The following is a 17,827-nucleotide window of genomic DNA, read 5'->3' as shown; positions in this document are numbered from 1 at the left end:
GTGTGAATATGAGTCGTTAAGCTAGAACAGAATTTTTGATAAAAGCCAAACCATCGCGCATGAGTTGTTCTTCCGAATCAAACATTTTGCGCCAAATATTAGCCGCAGGGAGTTTCGGACTGAAAGCTTCGATGCTCAACCAACCGTCATAATTGATGTCTTTGATGGCTTGGAACGTGCCTTTCCAGTCCACGTTGCCTTTGCCAGGCGTACTGCGGTCGTTTTCTGAAAGCTGAATAAACGCGATACGGTCGCCCATGCTGCGGATGCAATCCCCAATGTTTTTCTCTTCGATGTTGGCATGGAAGGTATCAAACATGATTTTGCAGTTGGGGTGGTTGACGTCATCCACAAAGCGAGTGAGTTCGTCGCCGCAACTGGTGAGGTATAATTCAAAGCGATTGAGATATTCTAATCCCAATAAAATGCCTTGCTGCTGGGCGTAGTCGGCCAATTGGTAAATTCCTTCTACTCCCCATTTCCACTCATCGGTTGTGGCAGGTTGTCCCGTAAAAACGCCCAAGGCCGAGTGGTACGGCCCCATAAGCTTGGTAGCTCCAAGTACCGCCCCACAGTCAACAACCCGCTTGAGGTTTTCGAGCGCATAGGCACGAATGGCAGGGTCGGAGCTGATAAGATTTTCGGCTGGACCACAAAAAGTGTCGCATTCGCGGTGCAGCCCCAATTCGTCCAATTTTTTACGCCACTGATGCCAAGCGTCAGGGTTGGTATTGAAAATAGGTACTTCTACCCCTTCAAATCCGATTTCCCGAATCAACTCAAGTGTCGGGAAGAGGCTCTCGTCGATTTGAGTGCCCCAAAGCAACAAATTCATACTGTATTTCATAATGCAATTTTATGGAGAAATAGTGCTAAAAACCTATTGTTTATTTGCAGGTTTCGACTATATTTTGATTGAAAAGTTTTATTTTGAATAAATTTTGGTTAAAAAAATGTTATTGTAAGGGGCGTTAGAAGAAACCTAGCCTGTTCTTAAAAGACAAGGTTTTGAAGAATATAGCCTACTTTTGTGCATGAATTATTTCAAAAACTTACAGGAATTACTGAAGGTGGAGCGTGAAGAAGATCTCCGCCAATACCAACGATTGACAGAACAAGCTTCGGTAGCCGAGCGCCGTGCCAATGGCCTCACGTGGTATCCCGTGGCGATACGTGGTTCGGAAATGAGTAGAGGTGATTATTTGTCGGTCGAACTCGAACGCACAACGCACCAAGACATTCCACACCAATTTCGTTTTGGGATTCCTGCCGTTTTCTTTGGCAACCACGACCCTAAAAATGACCGAGTAGAAGGCACGATTGCCCACCAAAGTGGTAATCGCCTGAGAATAACGCTTAAAACCGACGAACTGCCCGACTGGACCCGCGACGGGAAACTAGGCGTGGAAGTGCTTTTTGATGATAATAGTTACGAAGAAATGCAATCGGCCCTCAAGCAAGCGATGGTGGTAGCAGAAGGGGTAGCTACGCCAACCAGAGAGCTGGTACAGGTTTTGGCAGGAAATAAAACCCCGACTTTTAAAGAATATGAGCCCGAAATAGCGCTTCCACGCCTCAACGAATCGCAGCAGCGTGCTGTGCATACTATTCTGAAAGCCAACGAATTAGCGATTGTTCACGGGCCCCCTGGGACGGGAAAAACGACCACGCTGGTACAAGCAATAAAAGCGCTGGTTCGCCGCGATAATCAAAAAGTACTCGTGGTAGCGCCAAGCAATACAGCGGTGGACTTGTTAAGTGAGAAGCTTCATTTAGAGGGTATTAATGTGTTACGAGTCGGTAACCCTGCCCGTGTGACCGAGCGACTCATGTCACTGACACTCGACGGTAAGATGTCCGAGCACCCTCAAATGAAAGAAGCCAAGCGTCTCAAAAAACAAGCGCAAGAGTTCAAGAACATGGCGCACAAGTACAAGCGAAGTTTTGGGAAATCGGAACGTGACCAACGCAAACTGCTTTTTGAAGAAGCCCACAAAATCATGAAAGAAGTAGGAAACACGGAGCAGTACATCATTGATGATTTGATGACCAAAACGCAAGTCGTGACGGCTACGCTGGTGGGTTCTAATCATTATACTGTACGAGAGGGAAAGTACCAAACCGTGATTATTGACGAGGCAGGACAGGCGCTAGAACCTGCGTGCTGGATTCCGATACTCAAGGCGCAAAAAGTGGTATTGGCAGGAGACCATTGCCAACTCCCTCCTACCATTAAATCAGAGACAGCGGCTAAAAGTGGATTGAGTAAGACGTTGCTCGAAAAATGCGTTGAGTTACATCCGCAAGCCGTGACGTTGTTGGAAGAACAATACCGCATGAACGAGCAAATTATGGGTTATTCGTCGCAGGTGTTTTACAAAAATCTGTTGAAAGCCCACGTATCAGTGGCCAAACGACGCCTTTTTGCGGAAGATAAACCTTTGCTGTTTATTGATACTGCAGGCTGTGGTTTCGACGAAAAAATAGAAGGCACGAGCGCAACCAACCCCGAAGAAGCGGGTCTTTTGCTCAAACACCTCAGTCAGTTTATGGCCGAATGGGCTTCCAAAACCAAAACGCCCAACGAAGTGCCAAGTGTGGCCATTATTTCGCCTTATAAACAACAAATCCAGGTTCTTAGCGAACAACTGGCGCAGGTCGCTGATTTGCAATCTTTTTTGCCTTCTATTGCCGTAAATACCGTAGATAGTTTTCAGGGGCAAGAACGAGATATTGTCTATATCAGCATGACCAGAAGCAATGCTGAAGGGGTGATAGGTTTCTTATCAGACATCCGACGCATGAACGTGGCAATGACGAGAGCGCGTAAAAAATTGGTCATTGTAGGTGACAGCGCGACGCTTGCTCAGCTTCCGTTTTATGCCGATTTTATTACCTACGCGGAGTCGATAGACGCCTATCAAAGCGCGTGGGAGTGGATGTAAGCCATCCTAGTTTCTAGCTGTATTTTAACCAAAAAGGGAACATTTTTTGGTTATTATTGTTAAATAATAGCTAACCCACACGCAAGATGAGAATACCTTTACGTAAAGAGCTAAGTGCGCCCACGTCTTCGTTTATGGCGCTTGAGCTAGTTGAAGCTCATTTTGATCCTAATTGGCATTTTCACCCCCATTACCAGATTTTTACGGTACTCGAAGGGTCAGGGACGCGGTTTATTGGGGACGATATTCGACATTTTGAAGCTGGTGATACCGTTTTTTTAGGACCCAACGTTCCCCACCTTTGGCGTAGCGACCGAACTTATTTTGAGGGAAATACCGACCTGAAAACGCACGGAGTTGTGGTGTATTTTACGGAAGATTTTTTGGGAGAAACGTTTTTTCAAAAACCAGAAATGCACGCTTTGAGGCAACTTTTGCAAAAAAGCCACCGCGGGCTAGACATTGTGGGTGGTGCCCGCGAATACGTACGGCAAAGCTTGAGTGGCTTGTCGAAAACTGATGGTTTTGAGGCAATTCTTCAGCTTTTGACCATGCTGAATTACTTGTCGCATTCTACCGAAACTACCTATATTACGAGCGTTGGGTACGTCAATACCCACAAAGTTTCGGAAACAGAGCGAATGCAGAAGGTGCACGAATACGTGATGAAACACTTCAAAGAAGAACTCCGCCTCAACGAAGTAGCAGCGCTCACCAATATGACCGAAGCGGCTTTTTGTCGGTATTTTAAAAGCCGTACCAATAAGACCTTTTCCGACTTTGTGAGCGAGATTCGGGTGGGCTATGCGTGCAAGTTGTTGATAGAAGAAAAATTTTCAGTGACCCAAATCTGTTACGAAAGCGGCTTCAACACCGTCTCAAACTTCAACAGACAATTTAAAAACCTCACTGGAAAATCGCCCTTGCAGTACCAAAAAGAGTACAGACGCGCGGGCGGCTAACGCACACGCTCATGGCAGAACATTTGGACACTGGAAAACAAGGCGAAGACAAAGCCACCGAATTTTTGGCCGACAAAGGCTATGAAATCATTGTCAGAAACTACCGCTACCGCCACGCTGAAATAGACATTATTGCCAAAAAGAACAAAATTTTGGTATTTGTGGAGGTAAAAACCCGTACGAACCTCAGCTACGGAATGCCCGAGGAGTTTGTGGATGCCACCAAGCGCCGACTCATTATGAAGGCCGCCGAAAACTACATTTTTGACCGCGATTGGCACGGTGACATTCGCTTTGACGTTGTTTCAGTCATTATTAACCCAGGTGCTATTCGGATTCACCACATCGAAGACGCGTTTTATTGAGCCACGTAAGCGATTCCTTCTTCGTCGAGCAATGAAGCAATGCGTTCGCTGGTTTGAAAAACGATTTTGACGTTTTTGGGTTCCATATCATCGTCCACCCATTTCCAGTCTTCGGCAGTGGCATCGAGTAAATTGAGGAGTTCAAAAATCTTCTTGGGTTTTTCCTGCGCTAAAAAGTCGTCCGAGTTTTTGATAAAAATGGCTACGTCCGACGCCGAAATCCATTCCAAATCGTTCAAAAATTCGTCAAGCGATTCTAAGTTATGTTCAAAATCTTCGGGGAAGCCCAAGCCTTTTTCGATGGCTTGATAAAATGCGGCGAGGGTGGGAGTTTTTGCCCCGTCAATAATGGCTACGCGATAAGCAGAAAAACTACTGCCAAGCATAGGCGTGGATAGAAGAATAAAATTGGCCATGATTAAGATTGTTTGGCTTTTGTTCGTCCTTTTTGGAGGAGTTCAATGCGTTTGTTACGGTAGGTCTGGTCGGCAATATCCCGCAAAATATTGAGAGAATCAGCGGTATTTCTCGACGATACTCCGCCATAAATTACCCCGTCAATCGACCGTAAGGCTTCGGCCAATTGTTCATCGGGCAAGTTATCCATAATCTCCTTGGTGGTATAAGTCACGTAAGGTTTACGTTCGAGGCGTTGCAAGTAAATTTTCCAGAGTACCACCACTTTTTCGGCATTTTCGATGCCTTTGGGGCCGTTGATGTCGCGGGTAAGGCGGGTAAAACTTCGTTTAAATTCCCGATTTCTCAAAAACATCTGATACAACTCCCACTGGCGGGTCAAGGCTTCTCCAAAGAGTAAATAAACGCCCGTTCCAATCAAACTGATGAGTAACCCAATGAGCACCAAATACGGGTAGTTGGTTTGGCTTTTTAACGCCACAACCAATGTATCAGCCTGTAAGTGAAGCGAATCGGCGACATTTCCTTTGATGAGTTCACGCAATTTAATAGCATCGACTTCGGAGTAAATGGCCGTACAATCGCGGTCTTCTTTTACCCAAACTGGTACCGAAAGCGATTGGTTTTTGGCGAGTTCAAACGAAAGAAGGGTATAGACTGCACTGTCCAAACTTCCTTTTGCGTTGGTTTCGGTCGGAAAATAGTCGAGCTTGATGACCTCAAAGGGGCGGAAAGCAGTGCTGGTATCGGGGAAAAAAACCTCAATCCGAGGAGAATGTCGAAAACTTAGTGCGTACTTAAAAGGCTTTCCTACCTCAATGCTATCGGTCAAAAAGTGGCCGTTGGGGCGTTGTTGAGGATAAACGGTAGAAAGCGAACAAAAAAAGAAAAGAAGTAAAACGAGGCGACGCACTGGTAGAAAAAGAAATTCCCCTCTCCCAGTATTGAGAGAGGGGAAGAAGAACAATTTATTTTGCTATTTTAGCCTGTAAGTTGGCGTCAATAGCATCCAAAAACTCTTCAGTATAAAGGTAGTGCTCTCCGTGGTTCACTTTGTTACCGTAGATACACACTGCCAAATCTTTTGTCATTTTTCCGCTTTCAACCGTCTCGATACAAACGGCTTCGAGTGCGTTACAGAAATCAACGAGCGGTTGGTTTCCGTCCAATTTACCGCGGAAAGCCAAACCACGCGTCCATGCAAAGATAGAAGCGATTGGGTTGGTCGATGTACGGTTTCCTTTTTGGTGTTCGCGGTAGTGGCGAGTTACCGTTCCGTGGGCAGCTTCTGCTTCCATTACTTGACCGTCTGGTGTCAAAAGAACCGAAGTCATCAAGCCCAATGAACCAAAACCTTGAGCAACGGTATCCGACTGAACGTCTCCGTCGTAGTTTTTACAAGCCCAAACGAAGTTACCGTTCCATTTCAAGGCCGAAGCCACCATGTCGTCAATCAGACGGTGCTCATAGTGAACGCCTTTGTCTTTGAATTCGGTTTCGTAGATTTCTTGGAAAATATCTTTGAAACGACCATCGTATTTCTTCAAAATGGTGTTTTTTGTCGAAAGATATACTGGCCATCCTTTTTGCAAACCTACTTGGAGACAAGCACGGGCAAATCCACGGATTGACTCGTCGGTGTTGTACATAGCCATGGCTACACCATCGCTCTTGAAATTGTAAACTTCGTGTTCGATAACCGTTCCGTCTTCGCCTTCAAACTTGATAGTCAACTTTCCTTTGCCTTTTGTAACAAAGTCAGTAGCGCGGTATTGGTCACCAAACGCGTGACGTCCAACGATGATTGGCGCATTCCAGTTAGTAACTAAACGAGGTACATTTTGGCAAACGATTGGCTCACGGAATACAGTACCATCCAAAATGTTACGGATAGTTCCGTTAGGTGATTTCCACATTTGCTTCAATCCAAACTCTTCCACACGTTGCTCGTCAGGAGTGATAGTAGCACATTTGATACCCACACCGTATTGACGAATGGCATTTGCGGCGTCAACCGTTACTTGGTCATTTGTTTCGTCACGGTATTCGATGCCAAGGTCGTAGTATTTAATATCAACGTCTAAGTATGGCAGGATAAGTTTATCTTTGATAAAACGCCAGATGATTCGGGTCATTTCATCGCCGTCAAGTTCGACGACAGGGTTAGCCACTTTTATTTTTTCCATGTGCGCAACTTAAAATTGGGGGATGATGAGTTAAATAAAGGTGCAAATATAACCAACTATGTTGAGTAACCCTTACGCATTTGCCACCAATTTATGGTGATTATCAATAATGCAGGCGCGGCGTTGAACAAAACAAACTGTGATAGTACCGTCAGACTGAGCAGCAAGGTGGCCGCAAAAAGCGTAGAAAGGTAGAAATAAGCCGCCGCAAGCGGTGGATTAGCAAAACGATACTTTTGAAAAAGGCGATCGAGCCAGCGATAAATAATGCCAATTAGAAAATGTCCGATGGCTACAAGTAGCATCCCACCGTTGAGGTATAGTTCGCCCGCTACTGGGATGACTTTATCTTGTGCCATAAGGTTGTTTATGAGGGAATTGTACAAAAAAGGGCCACTTTCTTCGCGAAATGCTTTGCCAAGTACGGGAACGGGTTCTAGCAGTGAGGCAACAAGCGTAAAAGGCGGATTCTCGACCGATAGCAAGGGGGATAACTGGTAAGGGCTGCCAAGGTAAAGCTGTGAAGCGTATTCGAGATAGTTGTTGTCGGCATCGGTGTAATGGTCAAATAACAGCGCGACTTGTTCGGTGTCGAGCGACGGTTGAACCCGTAAATGCCCGTAAAACAGCACCAAAAAGATAAGACCAATGCCAAAAACCTTAAATAGCCATTTGCGTTTGGGTTGAAAATGAACAAGAATAACGCCCAGAAAGGCGAGCACAGGAAAGGCCATATTGGCCCGATTGCTACTAAAGGTGAGGGTAAAAGCCAGCAATAGAAAAACAAGGTGCTCAAACCATTTTAAACGCCGTGACTGGCGAACGTTGTAGCAGTACCAAAGCAATATTATTCCCCAAAAACCAAATCGCTGACCAATATTAGCCAGTACACCAATAAAATTTCCTTTGAGGTTTTCAATGGCCTCGTGGGTGGTGTAGGTAAACAATGCCCCCGTCCAGTAGCTAGAAAACGAACCATAAAACAAGAAGATAGAAATAAGACCAATGGCGAGGTAAAGGCAACCATAACGGGCTGGGTGAGAAAACGGACGCCATAAGGTTTGAGAAGGAAAAAGCGGGCTATGGTGCCAACCTAAGGCAAAAAATACGAAAGAAGTCAGGATAATGCTACATTCGAGCGCGATGGATGAAACAGTGTTGCTGAAAGAAATGTGGTTGCCTACCCACAGAATTTCAGTGGGAATGATCACCAATTTGCACAACCAAATAAAAAGAACGCCATTTTTTGGGGTCATCAATGGGGCATCATCATCGAGGCTGGGAAATGTCACAAGCGTACATTTCCACCCCAAAATTAACAGGAAAAGAAAAGCAGAGGTGCAAGGATTAAAGATAGGGTTGTGTAAACACGCAATACCTATCAAAACTACCACAAACAGCGCCCACCAGCCTGCTGCGAGTAACGGACGACGCACAAATAGCATAAGCAAACCATTGAGCCTGCGTTTTTGACCATAAATCGGAAAAAAGTCACCGTTTAGTCAAAGCCTATTGCGAATAGGGTAATCGGTTTCTAACTTCGTGAAAAATTCAACCACAATGAGCAAGAAAAAAGCAACCCCGCCCGAAGGCACCGAGAAACCTCGGGTTCATAAAGACCTCGATGGCTTCGACATTCGTATCAATTCATTTGGGGAAATTACGTCAACAATTGACATTGATAAAATCAATCAGTTTTTGAACAAACACGTGGACGATAAAAAACTACGCCACCGCGACGACCTCAACGAAGGGGGAGAAGATGAGTAATTGACAACACATACATTCCAAATAACCTTAACAAACAGTAAACCATGTATTCTCACGAAATTGACTACAAAATCATTGGCGAAGACATTCAAATCGTCGAAATTGAGTTAGACCCCAACGAAACAGTGATTGCCGAAGCAGGCTCGATGCTTTTTATGGAAGACGGCATTCAGTTTGAAACCAAGATGGGCGACGGTACAAATCCAAACCAAAGCATCATGGGCAAAATCTTCCAAGCAGGAACGCGCTTACTGACGGGCGAGTCGTTGTTTATGACCCATTTTACCAACCGTGGTTATGGCAAACGCAAAGTAGCTTTTGCCGCACCCTATCCTGGTACGGTCATGCCTATCGACTTGAGAAATATCTATGGCAATACCTTGATTGTTCAAAAAGATGGCTTCTTGTGTGCTGCCATGGGTACCAAACTAAGTATTCACTTCAACCAGCGTTTGGGAAGTGGTTTGTTTGGGGGAGAAGGTTTTATTCTTCAAAAACTTCAAGGCGACGGCTTGGCGTTTGTACACGCAGGTGGGGTGGTTATTGAGCGCCAACTCAACAACGAAACCCTCCGAGTGGATACGGGTTGCGTTGTGGCATTTGAGCCTTCTGTAAATTTCAGCGTTCAGCGCTCGGGTAGTCTTAAATCAATGGTATTTGGGGGAGAAGGTATTTTCTTGGCTACGCTTCAAGGAACAGGCAAATGCTGGATTCAGTCAATGCCAATCTCAAAATTAGTGGATCGCCTTTCAATTTATGGCCCACAATCGCGCAAAGAAAGTGGTTCGGTTTTGGGCGGATTGGGCAATTTGTTTGAAGATTAATAATGTGTGTGGAGGTTGTGAGCAACCTCCACACACGCTCACAACCTCCACATTCATGTTCTTTTGTATTCTAGTCCTAATTCTTCCCTCCGCCCAAAGAGCCACTTGCACCGCCTAATTGTTGGTTGATAGCCACAATTTTGGTGTTGAGCGTATCAATCGCTTTGGCATGGCGCGCTTCCAAATCAGGCAAATGGGCCGTTGACTTTAACGATGCTTCGTACTGAAAAGCGGGCAGCATCCACGAAGCATACCCACTGTAAGGGTCAGAAGAGGCATACAACGAACGGTACCACGAACCATACGCCATGCCTTTAGGATCGATAAAGGCTTTTTCCAAATCCCGTAATTCTTTGTTGATAGCTACAACTTTGGCTTTGTCGATTTGGTCGGCGGCTAAAAGTGTTTTGATGCGGCTTTCGTAGTTTTGAGCGTTTTGCTTCAATGTTTCTACCTGTGCCAATAACTTGTCCATTGAATAAGTGGGAGCGTAAGCTTTGATGGCTTTCTCGGCGGTTTTGAGGTGCGTGGCCAAGTCGGTGGCATAACGCGAAACATCGTAAGGCAAAATATCGGCATTGGCCAAACGCAAGGACATTGTTCCTACCACTTGTTCTACCATTGGTCCCATTTTATAGGTTGAGTCCACAAATTTGTTGTAGAAAAATAGGTCATCGTACTGAGAATGGTACAAAGTTGGCCCGCCTACGCCCGCGCTCATTGAGGGGATACCTGCGTGCATATAAAACGCAATGTGGTCGGAGCCGCCGCCTAGGTTGCCAATACTAGGTTCGCTATCGGCTAATACGGGAGCCGAACCCGTGCTACCACGGCGTCCACCTTTTTGAGCCATCCAATGTTCGTAAACAGTTTTGTTAGAATCGGGGTATTCTACGGCCTGCGAAGCCTCAATAAGTAGTTTTTTGAGCGAAGGGGAAGCACTTCCTCCGAAAATTTTTCCCGATACCGCCGCGTCATAGTTCATGTAGGCAACCGCTTTGGCGCTCAGTTCGTCGCGCATTTGCTCTACCCATTCTGCCGAACCAATAACGCCGTGTTCTTCGGCATCCCAGTGACAAATCTTAATGGTACGTTTTGGCTTTTGAGGCATTTTACCCAACGACTCGGCGAGGGTCAAAAGCATGGCAGTACCGCTGTTGGGGTCGGTGGAGCCAAAAGACCAAGCATCGTAGTGACAACCCGCTATGATCCACTCGTCGGGAAACTCGCTACCTGTGAGCGTACCAACTACCTGATAAATTCTGACAAACTCTTTGTCTTGTTTTACCTTGAGTCGCACTTTGAGTTCTGGGCCACCCTCTAAGCGATACGCCAGCGGTAAACCACCCTGCCAACCCGCAGGGACACCTTTGCCCGTCATTCTTTTGAGAATTTCAACGGCCGAGCCCCAAGGCAATGGTGTCACGGGGATTTTATGGAAAGCGGCGTCTTTGGGGTCAAGGCGCTTTACTTTTTTAGGGCCATCGAGTGGGAGGGCAGGTTCAAAAGGAGTGAGTGGGTCGCCTGTATAATCGACGGTCAAGAGCGACCCTCGTTGGATGGTGTTATCGTTCGACTGTGAACCTTCGGGAAACGTAATGCCTTTGGTATAGCCATTATCCGCAGGGTCGGTATAGATAATCACGCCCGCTGCACCTGCGGCTTCGGCGTGCTTGGCTTTGTAGCCACGGAAGTTGCCACCATAACGCGCCAGTACAATTTTCCCTTTGACCGAAACGCCCATGGCTTTGAGTTGTTCAAAATCTTCTTTGCGGCCATAGTTGGCATACACAACCTCAGTTGTGACGTCGCCAGAACCCGAATACGAATTCCAGCCAGGCGTAAGGCGAGGGTCGCTTGAATACTTGTCTTCCTTTACAATATACTCGCGATTGTTGAGTGGAAGGCGGACGGGCTCTACCACTTCTACCAGACTTTCACCTGGGCTTTTTGATAAATAAATATCGTGCGGAAAAATTTCCACTTGCAAGCCAGCCTTGCGCATGATGTCGGCGATGTAGTCGCGGACTTTTTCATTTTCAGGAGTCCCTGCCAAGTGTGGTACACTGGTCAGTTTTTGTAAGTGAGTTTTAAAACGTTCGGCCGACTGCTTGGTGCGGTACTCTTGTTCGATTTTTTCTTGTTTCGACTGGTTAGAAGCCGAAAAACCCGAAATGTTTTTTTGTGCAAAGGAGAGGGTGGAGGCACAGAGTAGCCCGCCAATGAGGAAAGTTTTTTGCATGGAAATGTTTGGTTGATGATGGTAAAAAAAGCCCGTAGCAAGTTACTAAAATCTTTTAAAAATGCTGTTAACAATCATTAACCAAGGTGTTATAAACCTTTGCCCTTTTTAGCGTTCTAAGAGTAAAATAACGAAAAATAAACGTTCACATAAACCAAATAAAAGCCATGAAAAAGTTAGTGTTTGCCGCAGCCATGATTTTAGTTTCTATCGGTGCCAATGCACAATGGGGAAACAACAACAACCGCGACCGTCGTTATGACGACCGTTACGATAACCGCCGCGATGACCGTGGATATGACAATCGGGGAGGAAGGGGGAATTTGGGCGACCGTATTGATGATTTTCAACGCGAAGCCCGTCGCCGAATTGCGGATGGAATTGCCCAAGGCTCTATCTCGTCACGCGAGGCGAAAGGATTGTTAAGGGATGTAGAACGTATAGAACGTAAAGAACAAATTTTCTGGCGCGACCGCGTGCTTGACCCACGTGAACGTCGTGAGCTATATGACGACTTATACGCACTTAATCGTGAGATTACCCACGAAAAGCGAGACAATGAACGCTCAACCTACGACGACTACGGTCGGAACGGGCAGCGTAACAGAGGATGGTGATTACAGAACAGCGGGTCGAAATTTCGACCCGCTGTTTTTTTTTGCGCTAAGCGTAACCTTTTGACCAAGGCCGAGTACACTTTAATGAGGCTCCTCCATTAGATTTAACAAACTTTAATATAAAATTTTCTTTGTATTGTTAGGTAATAAACTAATCGGATAGTACGTTTGTAGTGTAATAGCCATTTTCTAACCATTTTTAAACACAATTATAACCTAAACAGCCATGAAGAAACTTCTCCTCGGGGCACTGATGTGCCTTAGTGCGTTGTTTGCGTGCGCCCAAGCTCCCACACGTTTCCAAATCCAAGGTATCACTGCTGATACATCCTCAGGACCACTAGGGTCGGCAACAGTCATGTTGTTGCAGCGAAAAGACTCATCTTTGGTCAACTTCACGCGCTCTAATGATAAAGGGGCGTTTGTACTTCGTAACGTCAAAAAAGGCGATTATTTGCTCAAAATTTCATTTGTAGGGTACATTCCTTTTCAAAAAGACATTGAGTTTGGTGACAAAGAGCTCATTGACCTTGGAACATTGCAAATGAAAGCAATCACCAAAGAATTGTTTGAAGTAGTAGTAAAAACCGCCCGTGCACCACTCAGTATCAAAGGGGATACGATTGAGTACAACGCCGCTTCGTTTAAGGTCCCGCCTGGGTCAACGGTAGAAGATTTACTACGAAAATTGCCTGGGGTTCAGATTGACCAAGACGGTAACATCGTAGCCCAAGGCCAGCAAGTTCGAAAAGTAACTGTCGATGGAAAGCGTTTCTTCGGAGATGATCCTAAAATGGCCACCAAGAATCTTCCAGCGGAAGCCATCACAAAAGTTCAGATTTTTAACGATAAATCGGAACAGGCAAAAGTGACAGGTGTGGACGACGGGAAAAAAGAAAAAACGGTAAACCTTGAATTAAAAGACGGATTCAAAAAAGGCGGTTTCGGAAAGGTCACTGCTGGGCTAGGTGCTGATGGAAACAATTCGAGAGGAGCGCGCGGGGAAATCAAAGGAAATTACAATAAGTTTGATGATAAAAACCAGTTTTCGCTTATTGGCCTCACCAACAATACGAACCAAACGGGGATGTCGTGGGACGACTACCAAGATTTTAGAGGAAGTGGTTCGTTTAATAGCTGGAACGACAACGGTGACTTTGGTTTTGGTGGCGGCGGCGGGCGCTTCTTCGTGATTGGTGGAGATGACGACGGCGGACTCAATATTCCCGTTGGTGGAGGTAGAGGACAAGGTTATTCCAACAACGTTGCCGCAGGGATTAACTACAATTACAACGGCAAAAAAACCAAAGTAAATTCGAGTTATTATTATAATTCTACGCGCCAAGTGTTGGATGCGCTTCGTAGTCGTGAAAATTTCTTGACCAACGGTTCGTTCAAATCACAAGAAGAAAGCAGCCAAATCAACTTCATCGGAAACCACCGTTTGTCTTTCCGTTATGAACAAATGATTGACTCGACCAATACCATTATTTTTACGAACAACAGCCGTCTTAATGGTGGAAACACCAGCCTCAATAGTCTTCAGCAGTATTTTCAAGCAGGTAACTTTAAGTCTAACGAAACGACCATTAAAAACGCTACGGACGTTGACAAAATGGAAACGGCTAATACGCTTATTTATCGCTGGAAGGCTAAAAATAAAAAAGGACGGAACTTCGCAGCTAGTGCTTCGTACGGATACGTTCAAAATGACGGAATTGCGGATCAAAATTCACTGAATTTATTTTACTCTGCTAACTCAGCCAATGATGTAATTCGGAGAGCCCTTGATTTGACCAACAATACCAATAGCCAAGTAAATGAGCTAAAATCAAGCTTGTTGTTTGTGGAGCCTGTATCGAAGCGGGTATTTTGGGAGAGCTTCATAAACTTGAGCCGCCGTGGCAACTTTGTTGATCGCGATGCCTTTGATTTGGCTCAAGAAAGTGGCAGAAGAATCCCCGTTGATACCTTGAGTAGCTATTTCAAAAATGACATTACTTACGCGCGGATTGGTTCGGCAGTACGTTATTCTTACAAAGGATTTAATGTTTCGGGAGGAATGGCCGTGCAGCGCTTTGGTTTGGATGGCAAATTTGCCTTGGGTCAAAACCCAACTTCCTTTATCAACGTTAATCGCACATTTGTAGCGTGGATACCTAACGTCTCGGTGAATTATGATCTCAAAAACAACCGTTACCTTTGGTCAGGTTACGATGTAAGTGTGAATCAGCCAAATGTTCGTGACTTACAGCCAGTTATTGACAATAGCAATCCGTTGTACATCCGTCAAGGAAACCCCGATTTGCTTCCTTCTGTTAACCACAGCGTTAATTTTGGGTACAATATGTTTAACCCAGCAAGTTTTACCAACTTGGGTCTAAACTTGTTTTATTCATATAATGTCAATCAAATTATTTACAATCAGCAAGTTGACCCAAGAACGTTGGTGACAGTGACTACGCCTACCAACATTTCGGGTGGCCAGAGCATTGGGGCATGGATGAACTTTGGCTTCCCGTTGAAGAAAACAAAAAGTAACTTGAGCGTAAATGCGAACCCTAATTTTAGCCGTAACCTGACTTATATCAATGGGGTTCTTAACGAAACCAACAACGACAGCTACCGTTTTGGAATGCGTTTAGACCTAACGCCTAGCGACAACTTTACGTTTTTTGCCAATGCCAACTGGGGTGTTACTAACTCTCGTTTCTCGGTAAATACGTCGCAAAACATGAAAATCATCAACCATACCTATGGTGGTACGATGAACATCAAATTACCAAAAGATTTCTTTATTAACTCAAATCTTGATTATCGTATTTATGTCAACAACCGTTTCAATCTTGACCAACGTTTGCCGATTATGAATGCGTCGATTTATAAGATTTTGGGCAAAGCAAAGAAAGCAGAACTTCGCTTGTCGGTGTATGATGTGTTTAACAAAAACTTGGGTATCAGTCAGTTTGCCAACCAAAACTTTGTATCACAAGAAAAAGTGCAGACCTTGGCTCGCTACGGAATGCTTACCTTTACTTACAACATGCGCGGTATGAACACGACCCTCAAACGCCGCGGAGGTTTCTTCTAGTCAATCGTTAATCCAACCAAACAAGATAATCGCTATAAACATGAAAAATAGATTGAACTTTTTGATAGTGGGTCTGTTGTGGATAGCCAACAGTGTGTATGCCCAATCGACGGAAGGAATGGTCACGTACGAGCATAAAAGCTACTGGACAAAAATCAACGCTAGGCTTACTTTCTTAAGCAAAGAAGAAAAAGACCGTATGAAACTGACCTGGGGAAATGAGGACGGGTACGGCGTAAAAATGAAATTGTATTTTGACGAAAAGCAAAGTCTTTATACGTATTTCAGTGACCAAGGTCAAAGCGAAGATGGCCAATGGTCGTGGCGGCAAGACGATTACCTGATTCACCGTAATTTTGACGCCAATAAGCTTATTGAGCACCACGAAATGTTGGGAAAAACGTACCTGATGGAAGATTCCTTGGTAACTTACAATTGGCGGGTACAAAACCAAATCAAAGACGTGGCGGGTTACATTTGTATGAAAGCGGAGACATTTGACCCTGTTAAAAATCAAAAGATTACGGCATGGTTTGCGCAAGACATTCCTGTGGCGGCGGGCCCTGAGCGTTATTTTGGCTTACCAGGCTTGATCTTGGAACTAGATATCAACGACGGCGACGTAGTGGTATCGGCCCAGAAAGTGGAGCTTAAAAACGTGCAGAAAGAACTTGCTTTACCCAAAATGAAAGGAAAGAAAATCAAAGTAGCCGATTACAATCAAATGATTCAAAAGCACATTGCGGAAAGCATGAAAGCGCAGCGAAACCCTTTCTGGTCGATGCGTTATTGAGTCAGGACGGGGTGTTTAGAACCCAACTGGTTTAATGTGCAAGCCAATACAAACAAAAAAAACGGGGTATGAACTACTCCGTTTTTTTGTTTTTTAATAGTAGTTGAGCATAAATTTTAGCGTATTAGTAATTTATATCGCTTCGGCGAAGCGCAACCTTTGTAGAGTAGCCCAAACAAAAAGGGAACCGCATCATGCGGTTCCCTTTTTTGTGGTCAGACAGGAATGTGTTAGTTTTTCTTTGCTGGAGTTGCAGGCGTTTGAGTCGCTGGCTTGGTTGCAGGCTGCGTGGCAGGGGGCGTTGCGCCACCTGCTTTTTGCTGCAATTGTTGAACAGCTGCTTCTGCTGCGGCTTTTTGTTGTTTTTCAACTTCCGCAGGGTCAACACCCAATTTTTTCAAAATCAAGTTGCTAACGTTCAATTCTTCCGAACCTGCAAACAAGATGATAGGAGTTGTGTTAGCTCCTGCATCCATGTTAAAGATGTAGGTATAGCCGTTTTCTTTGCCAACAGCGTCGATAGCTCCTTGGATTTTCACCATCACAGGTTGAAGCAATTGTTGTTGCTTTTTCTGTAATGACTCTTGTGAAGAGCGCTGGAAATCCTGAAAGTCCGTTTGAAGGCGGTTCAATTCTTTTTCTTTATCTGCACGAATGATATCAGACCATTTAGCAGCATTTTGTTGGAAAGCCTTGTACTTGTCTTCGAACTCTTTCGATTTCTCTTGCATCGCTTTTTCAATTTGCTGCTGCTGAATCGTAAGCTCGTTCTCAATTTTCTTATAGTCGGGCAACAACGTCATCACGTAGTCCACGTTGGTCCAACCGATTTTGGTCGTAGCCTGTTGTGCTTTGCTTTCAAAACTCACTAAAGCAATAATCGCAAGGAAGGCTACAGTCAATGTACGTTTCATTTTTATCTACTGTTTTGGTTTGGTTACTTTATTAGCTGGGGTATTTGTTGCTGGTGTTTTTGTTGTTGGCGTATTAACGCTATTAGTCGCTGGTTTAGTATTTTTTTCTTTTTCTTCGGTACCTAAACCAAGCTCTTCGATAACATAATCAGTATAGTCATGTACTGGATTGGAATAGATAATGACAAAATCACTTGATTTGTCAAGTAGTATATCTAATCTCCGCTGACGACACACGCGTTCTACTGCTTTATAAACCTGATCGGTGATGGGTTTGATGATTTCTTTTTTCTTTTGAAACAACATCCCTTCAAATCCGAAAATTTTATTGTTGTAATCTTTGGCTTCACGCTCTTTATCAGCGATTTCCTGCTGACGCTTGCGTTTCATTTCGTCGGTCAAAAGTACTTCTTCTGCTTGGTAAAGCCGCTGTAGGCGGTCTATTTCGGTATATTTATCTTGAATTTCTTTTGCCCAACGTTCCGAAAACTTATCAAGCTCAGTTTGCGCTTTTTGGTATTCTGGCATTTTGCTCGTCACGTACTCCATATCCATATATCCCCATTTTTGGGCTGATAATGAGTAGGTTACCAAGACGAATTGCAAAATTAGTAAAAGCCCACGGGTTTTCATTGTAGATGCTTGGATTTTGTTGGTGGAGTAGGCTATAATTTACCTACTCCATTCGGTCTATGTCTTTT

The 17,827-nt window shown here is 44.7% G+C and carries 16 protein-coding genes; 8 read left to right on the top strand and 8 right to left on the bottom strand.

Features of this window, described 5'->3' with window-relative positions; translation table 11 throughout:
* Positions 1-16: 16 nt before the first annotated feature.
* Entirely contained in the window at positions 17-847 is an 831-nt protein-coding gene (locus DTQ70_RS19955; RefSeq protein ID WP_122932440.1) for a sugar phosphate isomerase/epimerase, read from the bottom strand.
* 187 nt (positions 848-1,034) lie between these two features.
* On the opposite strand from DTQ70_RS19955, the gene DTQ70_RS19950 reads away from it, so the two are divergent.
* The 3 genes from DTQ70_RS19950 (at position 1,035) to DTQ70_RS19940 (ending at position 4,272) form a co-directional block, all read left to right on the top strand.
* Entirely contained in the window at positions 1,035-2,945 is a 1,911-nt protein-coding gene (locus DTQ70_RS19950; protein ID WP_122932439.1) for an AAA domain-containing protein, read from the top strand.
* A gap of 86 nt (positions 2,946-3,031) precedes the next feature.
* On the top strand, positions 3,032-3,907 hold the full coding sequence (locus DTQ70_RS19945) for an AraC family transcriptional regulator (RefSeq protein ID WP_122932438.1): 876 nt from the start codon (positions 3,032-3,034) through the stop codon (positions 3,905-3,907).
* 11 nt (positions 3,908-3,918) lie between these two features.
* The gene (locus DTQ70_RS19940; protein WP_122932437.1) at positions 3,919-4,272 is read left to right on the top strand and encodes a YraN family protein; all 354 of its coding nucleotides are present in this window, start codon (positions 3,919-3,921) and stop codon (positions 4,270-4,272) included.
* Here DTQ70_RS19940 and DTQ70_RS19935 read toward each other — a convergent pair.
* The 4 genes from DTQ70_RS19935 to DTQ70_RS19920 are packed head-to-tail and all read right to left on the bottom strand — an operon-like array spanning position 4,266 to position 8,326.
* Complete coding sequence (locus tag DTQ70_RS19935; RefSeq protein ID WP_122932436.1) at positions 4,266-4,688, bottom strand: barstar family protein; 423 nt, start codon at positions 4,686-4,688, stop codon at positions 4,266-4,268. The two genes, DTQ70_RS19940 and DTQ70_RS19935, sit on opposite strands and share 7 nt — an antisense overlap.
* Positions 4,689-4,690: 2 nt before the next feature.
* Positions 4,691-5,602: a hypothetical protein gene (locus tag DTQ70_RS19930; RefSeq protein ID WP_122932435.1), complete on the bottom strand. Its 912-nt coding sequence runs from the start codon at positions 5,600-5,602 to the stop codon at positions 4,691-4,693.
* Between the two features lie 55 nt (positions 5,603-5,657).
* Entirely contained in the window at positions 5,658-6,875 is a 1,218-nt protein-coding gene (locus tag DTQ70_RS19925) for an NADP-dependent isocitrate dehydrogenase (protein WP_122932434.1), read from the bottom strand.
* A gap of 56 nt (positions 6,876-6,931) precedes the next feature.
* A complete protein-coding gene (locus tag DTQ70_RS19920) occupies positions 6,932-8,326 on the bottom strand; it encodes a hypothetical protein (protein WP_164490124.1) in 1,395 nt (464 codons plus the stop codon).
* 109 nt (positions 8,327-8,435) lie between these two features.
* Here DTQ70_RS19920 and DTQ70_RS19915 point away from each other — a divergent pair, with 109 nt between their 5' ends.
* Complete coding sequence (locus DTQ70_RS19915; RefSeq protein ID WP_037300299.1) at positions 8,436-8,645, top strand: hypothetical protein; 210 nt, start codon at positions 8,436-8,438, stop codon at positions 8,643-8,645.
* Between the two features lie 44 nt (positions 8,646-8,689).
* Positions 8,690-9,469 carry a TIGR00266 family protein gene (locus DTQ70_RS19910; protein WP_122932432.1) on the top strand — a complete coding sequence of 260 codons (780 nt, stop codon included), beginning with the start codon at positions 8,690-8,692 and terminating at the stop codon, positions 9,467-9,469.
* A gap of 76 nt (positions 9,470-9,545) precedes the next feature.
* On the opposite strand, the gene DTQ70_RS19905 is transcribed toward DTQ70_RS19910, so the two are convergent.
* Positions 9,546-11,711: a M28 family peptidase gene (locus DTQ70_RS19905; RefSeq protein ID WP_122932431.1), complete on the bottom strand. Its 2,166-nt coding sequence runs from the start codon at positions 11,709-11,711 to the stop codon at positions 9,546-9,548.
* A 167-nt stretch (positions 11,712-11,878) separates the two neighbouring features.
* On the opposite strand from DTQ70_RS19905, the gene DTQ70_RS19900 reads away from it, so the two are divergent.
* The 3 genes from DTQ70_RS19900 to DTQ70_RS19890 all read left to right on the top strand — a co-directional run bounded on the left by DTQ70_RS19900 (position 11,879) and on the right by DTQ70_RS19890 (position 16,212).
* A complete protein-coding gene (locus DTQ70_RS19900) occupies positions 11,879-12,328 on the top strand; it encodes a hypothetical protein (RefSeq protein ID WP_122932430.1) in 450 nt (149 codons plus the stop codon).
* Positions 12,329-12,554: 226 nt separating this feature from the next.
* Entirely contained in the window at positions 12,555-15,419 is a 2,865-nt protein-coding gene (locus DTQ70_RS19895) for an outer membrane beta-barrel protein (protein ID WP_122932429.1), read from the top strand.
* 40 nt (positions 15,420-15,459) lie between these two features.
* Entirely contained in the window at positions 15,460-16,212 is a 753-nt protein-coding gene (locus DTQ70_RS19890) for a GLPGLI family protein (RefSeq protein ID WP_122932428.1), read from the top strand.
* Between the two features lie 230 nt (positions 16,213-16,442).
* Here DTQ70_RS19890 and DTQ70_RS19885 read toward each other — a convergent pair whose 3' ends face one another.
* Positions 16,443-17,126 carry an OmpH family outer membrane protein gene (locus tag DTQ70_RS19885; protein ID WP_122932427.1) on the bottom strand — a complete coding sequence of 228 codons (684 nt, stop codon included), beginning with the start codon at positions 17,124-17,126 and terminating at the stop codon, positions 16,443-16,445.
* A gap of 6 nt (positions 17,127-17,132) precedes the next feature.
* Positions 17,133-17,759, bottom strand: coding sequence for an OmpH family outer membrane protein (locus DTQ70_RS19880; protein ID WP_122932426.1), 627 nt, complete (start codon positions 17,757-17,759; stop codon positions 17,133-17,135).
* Between the last annotated feature and the right edge of the window lie 68 nt (positions 17,760-17,827).

The organism is Runella sp. SP2 (assembly GCF_003711225.1).
Classification (GTDB): Bacteria; Bacteroidota; Bacteroidia; order Cytophagales; family Spirosomataceae; genus Runella.
Note: the sequence above shows the minus strand (reverse complement) of the source record. Positions and strands in the feature narration are given on the sequence as shown.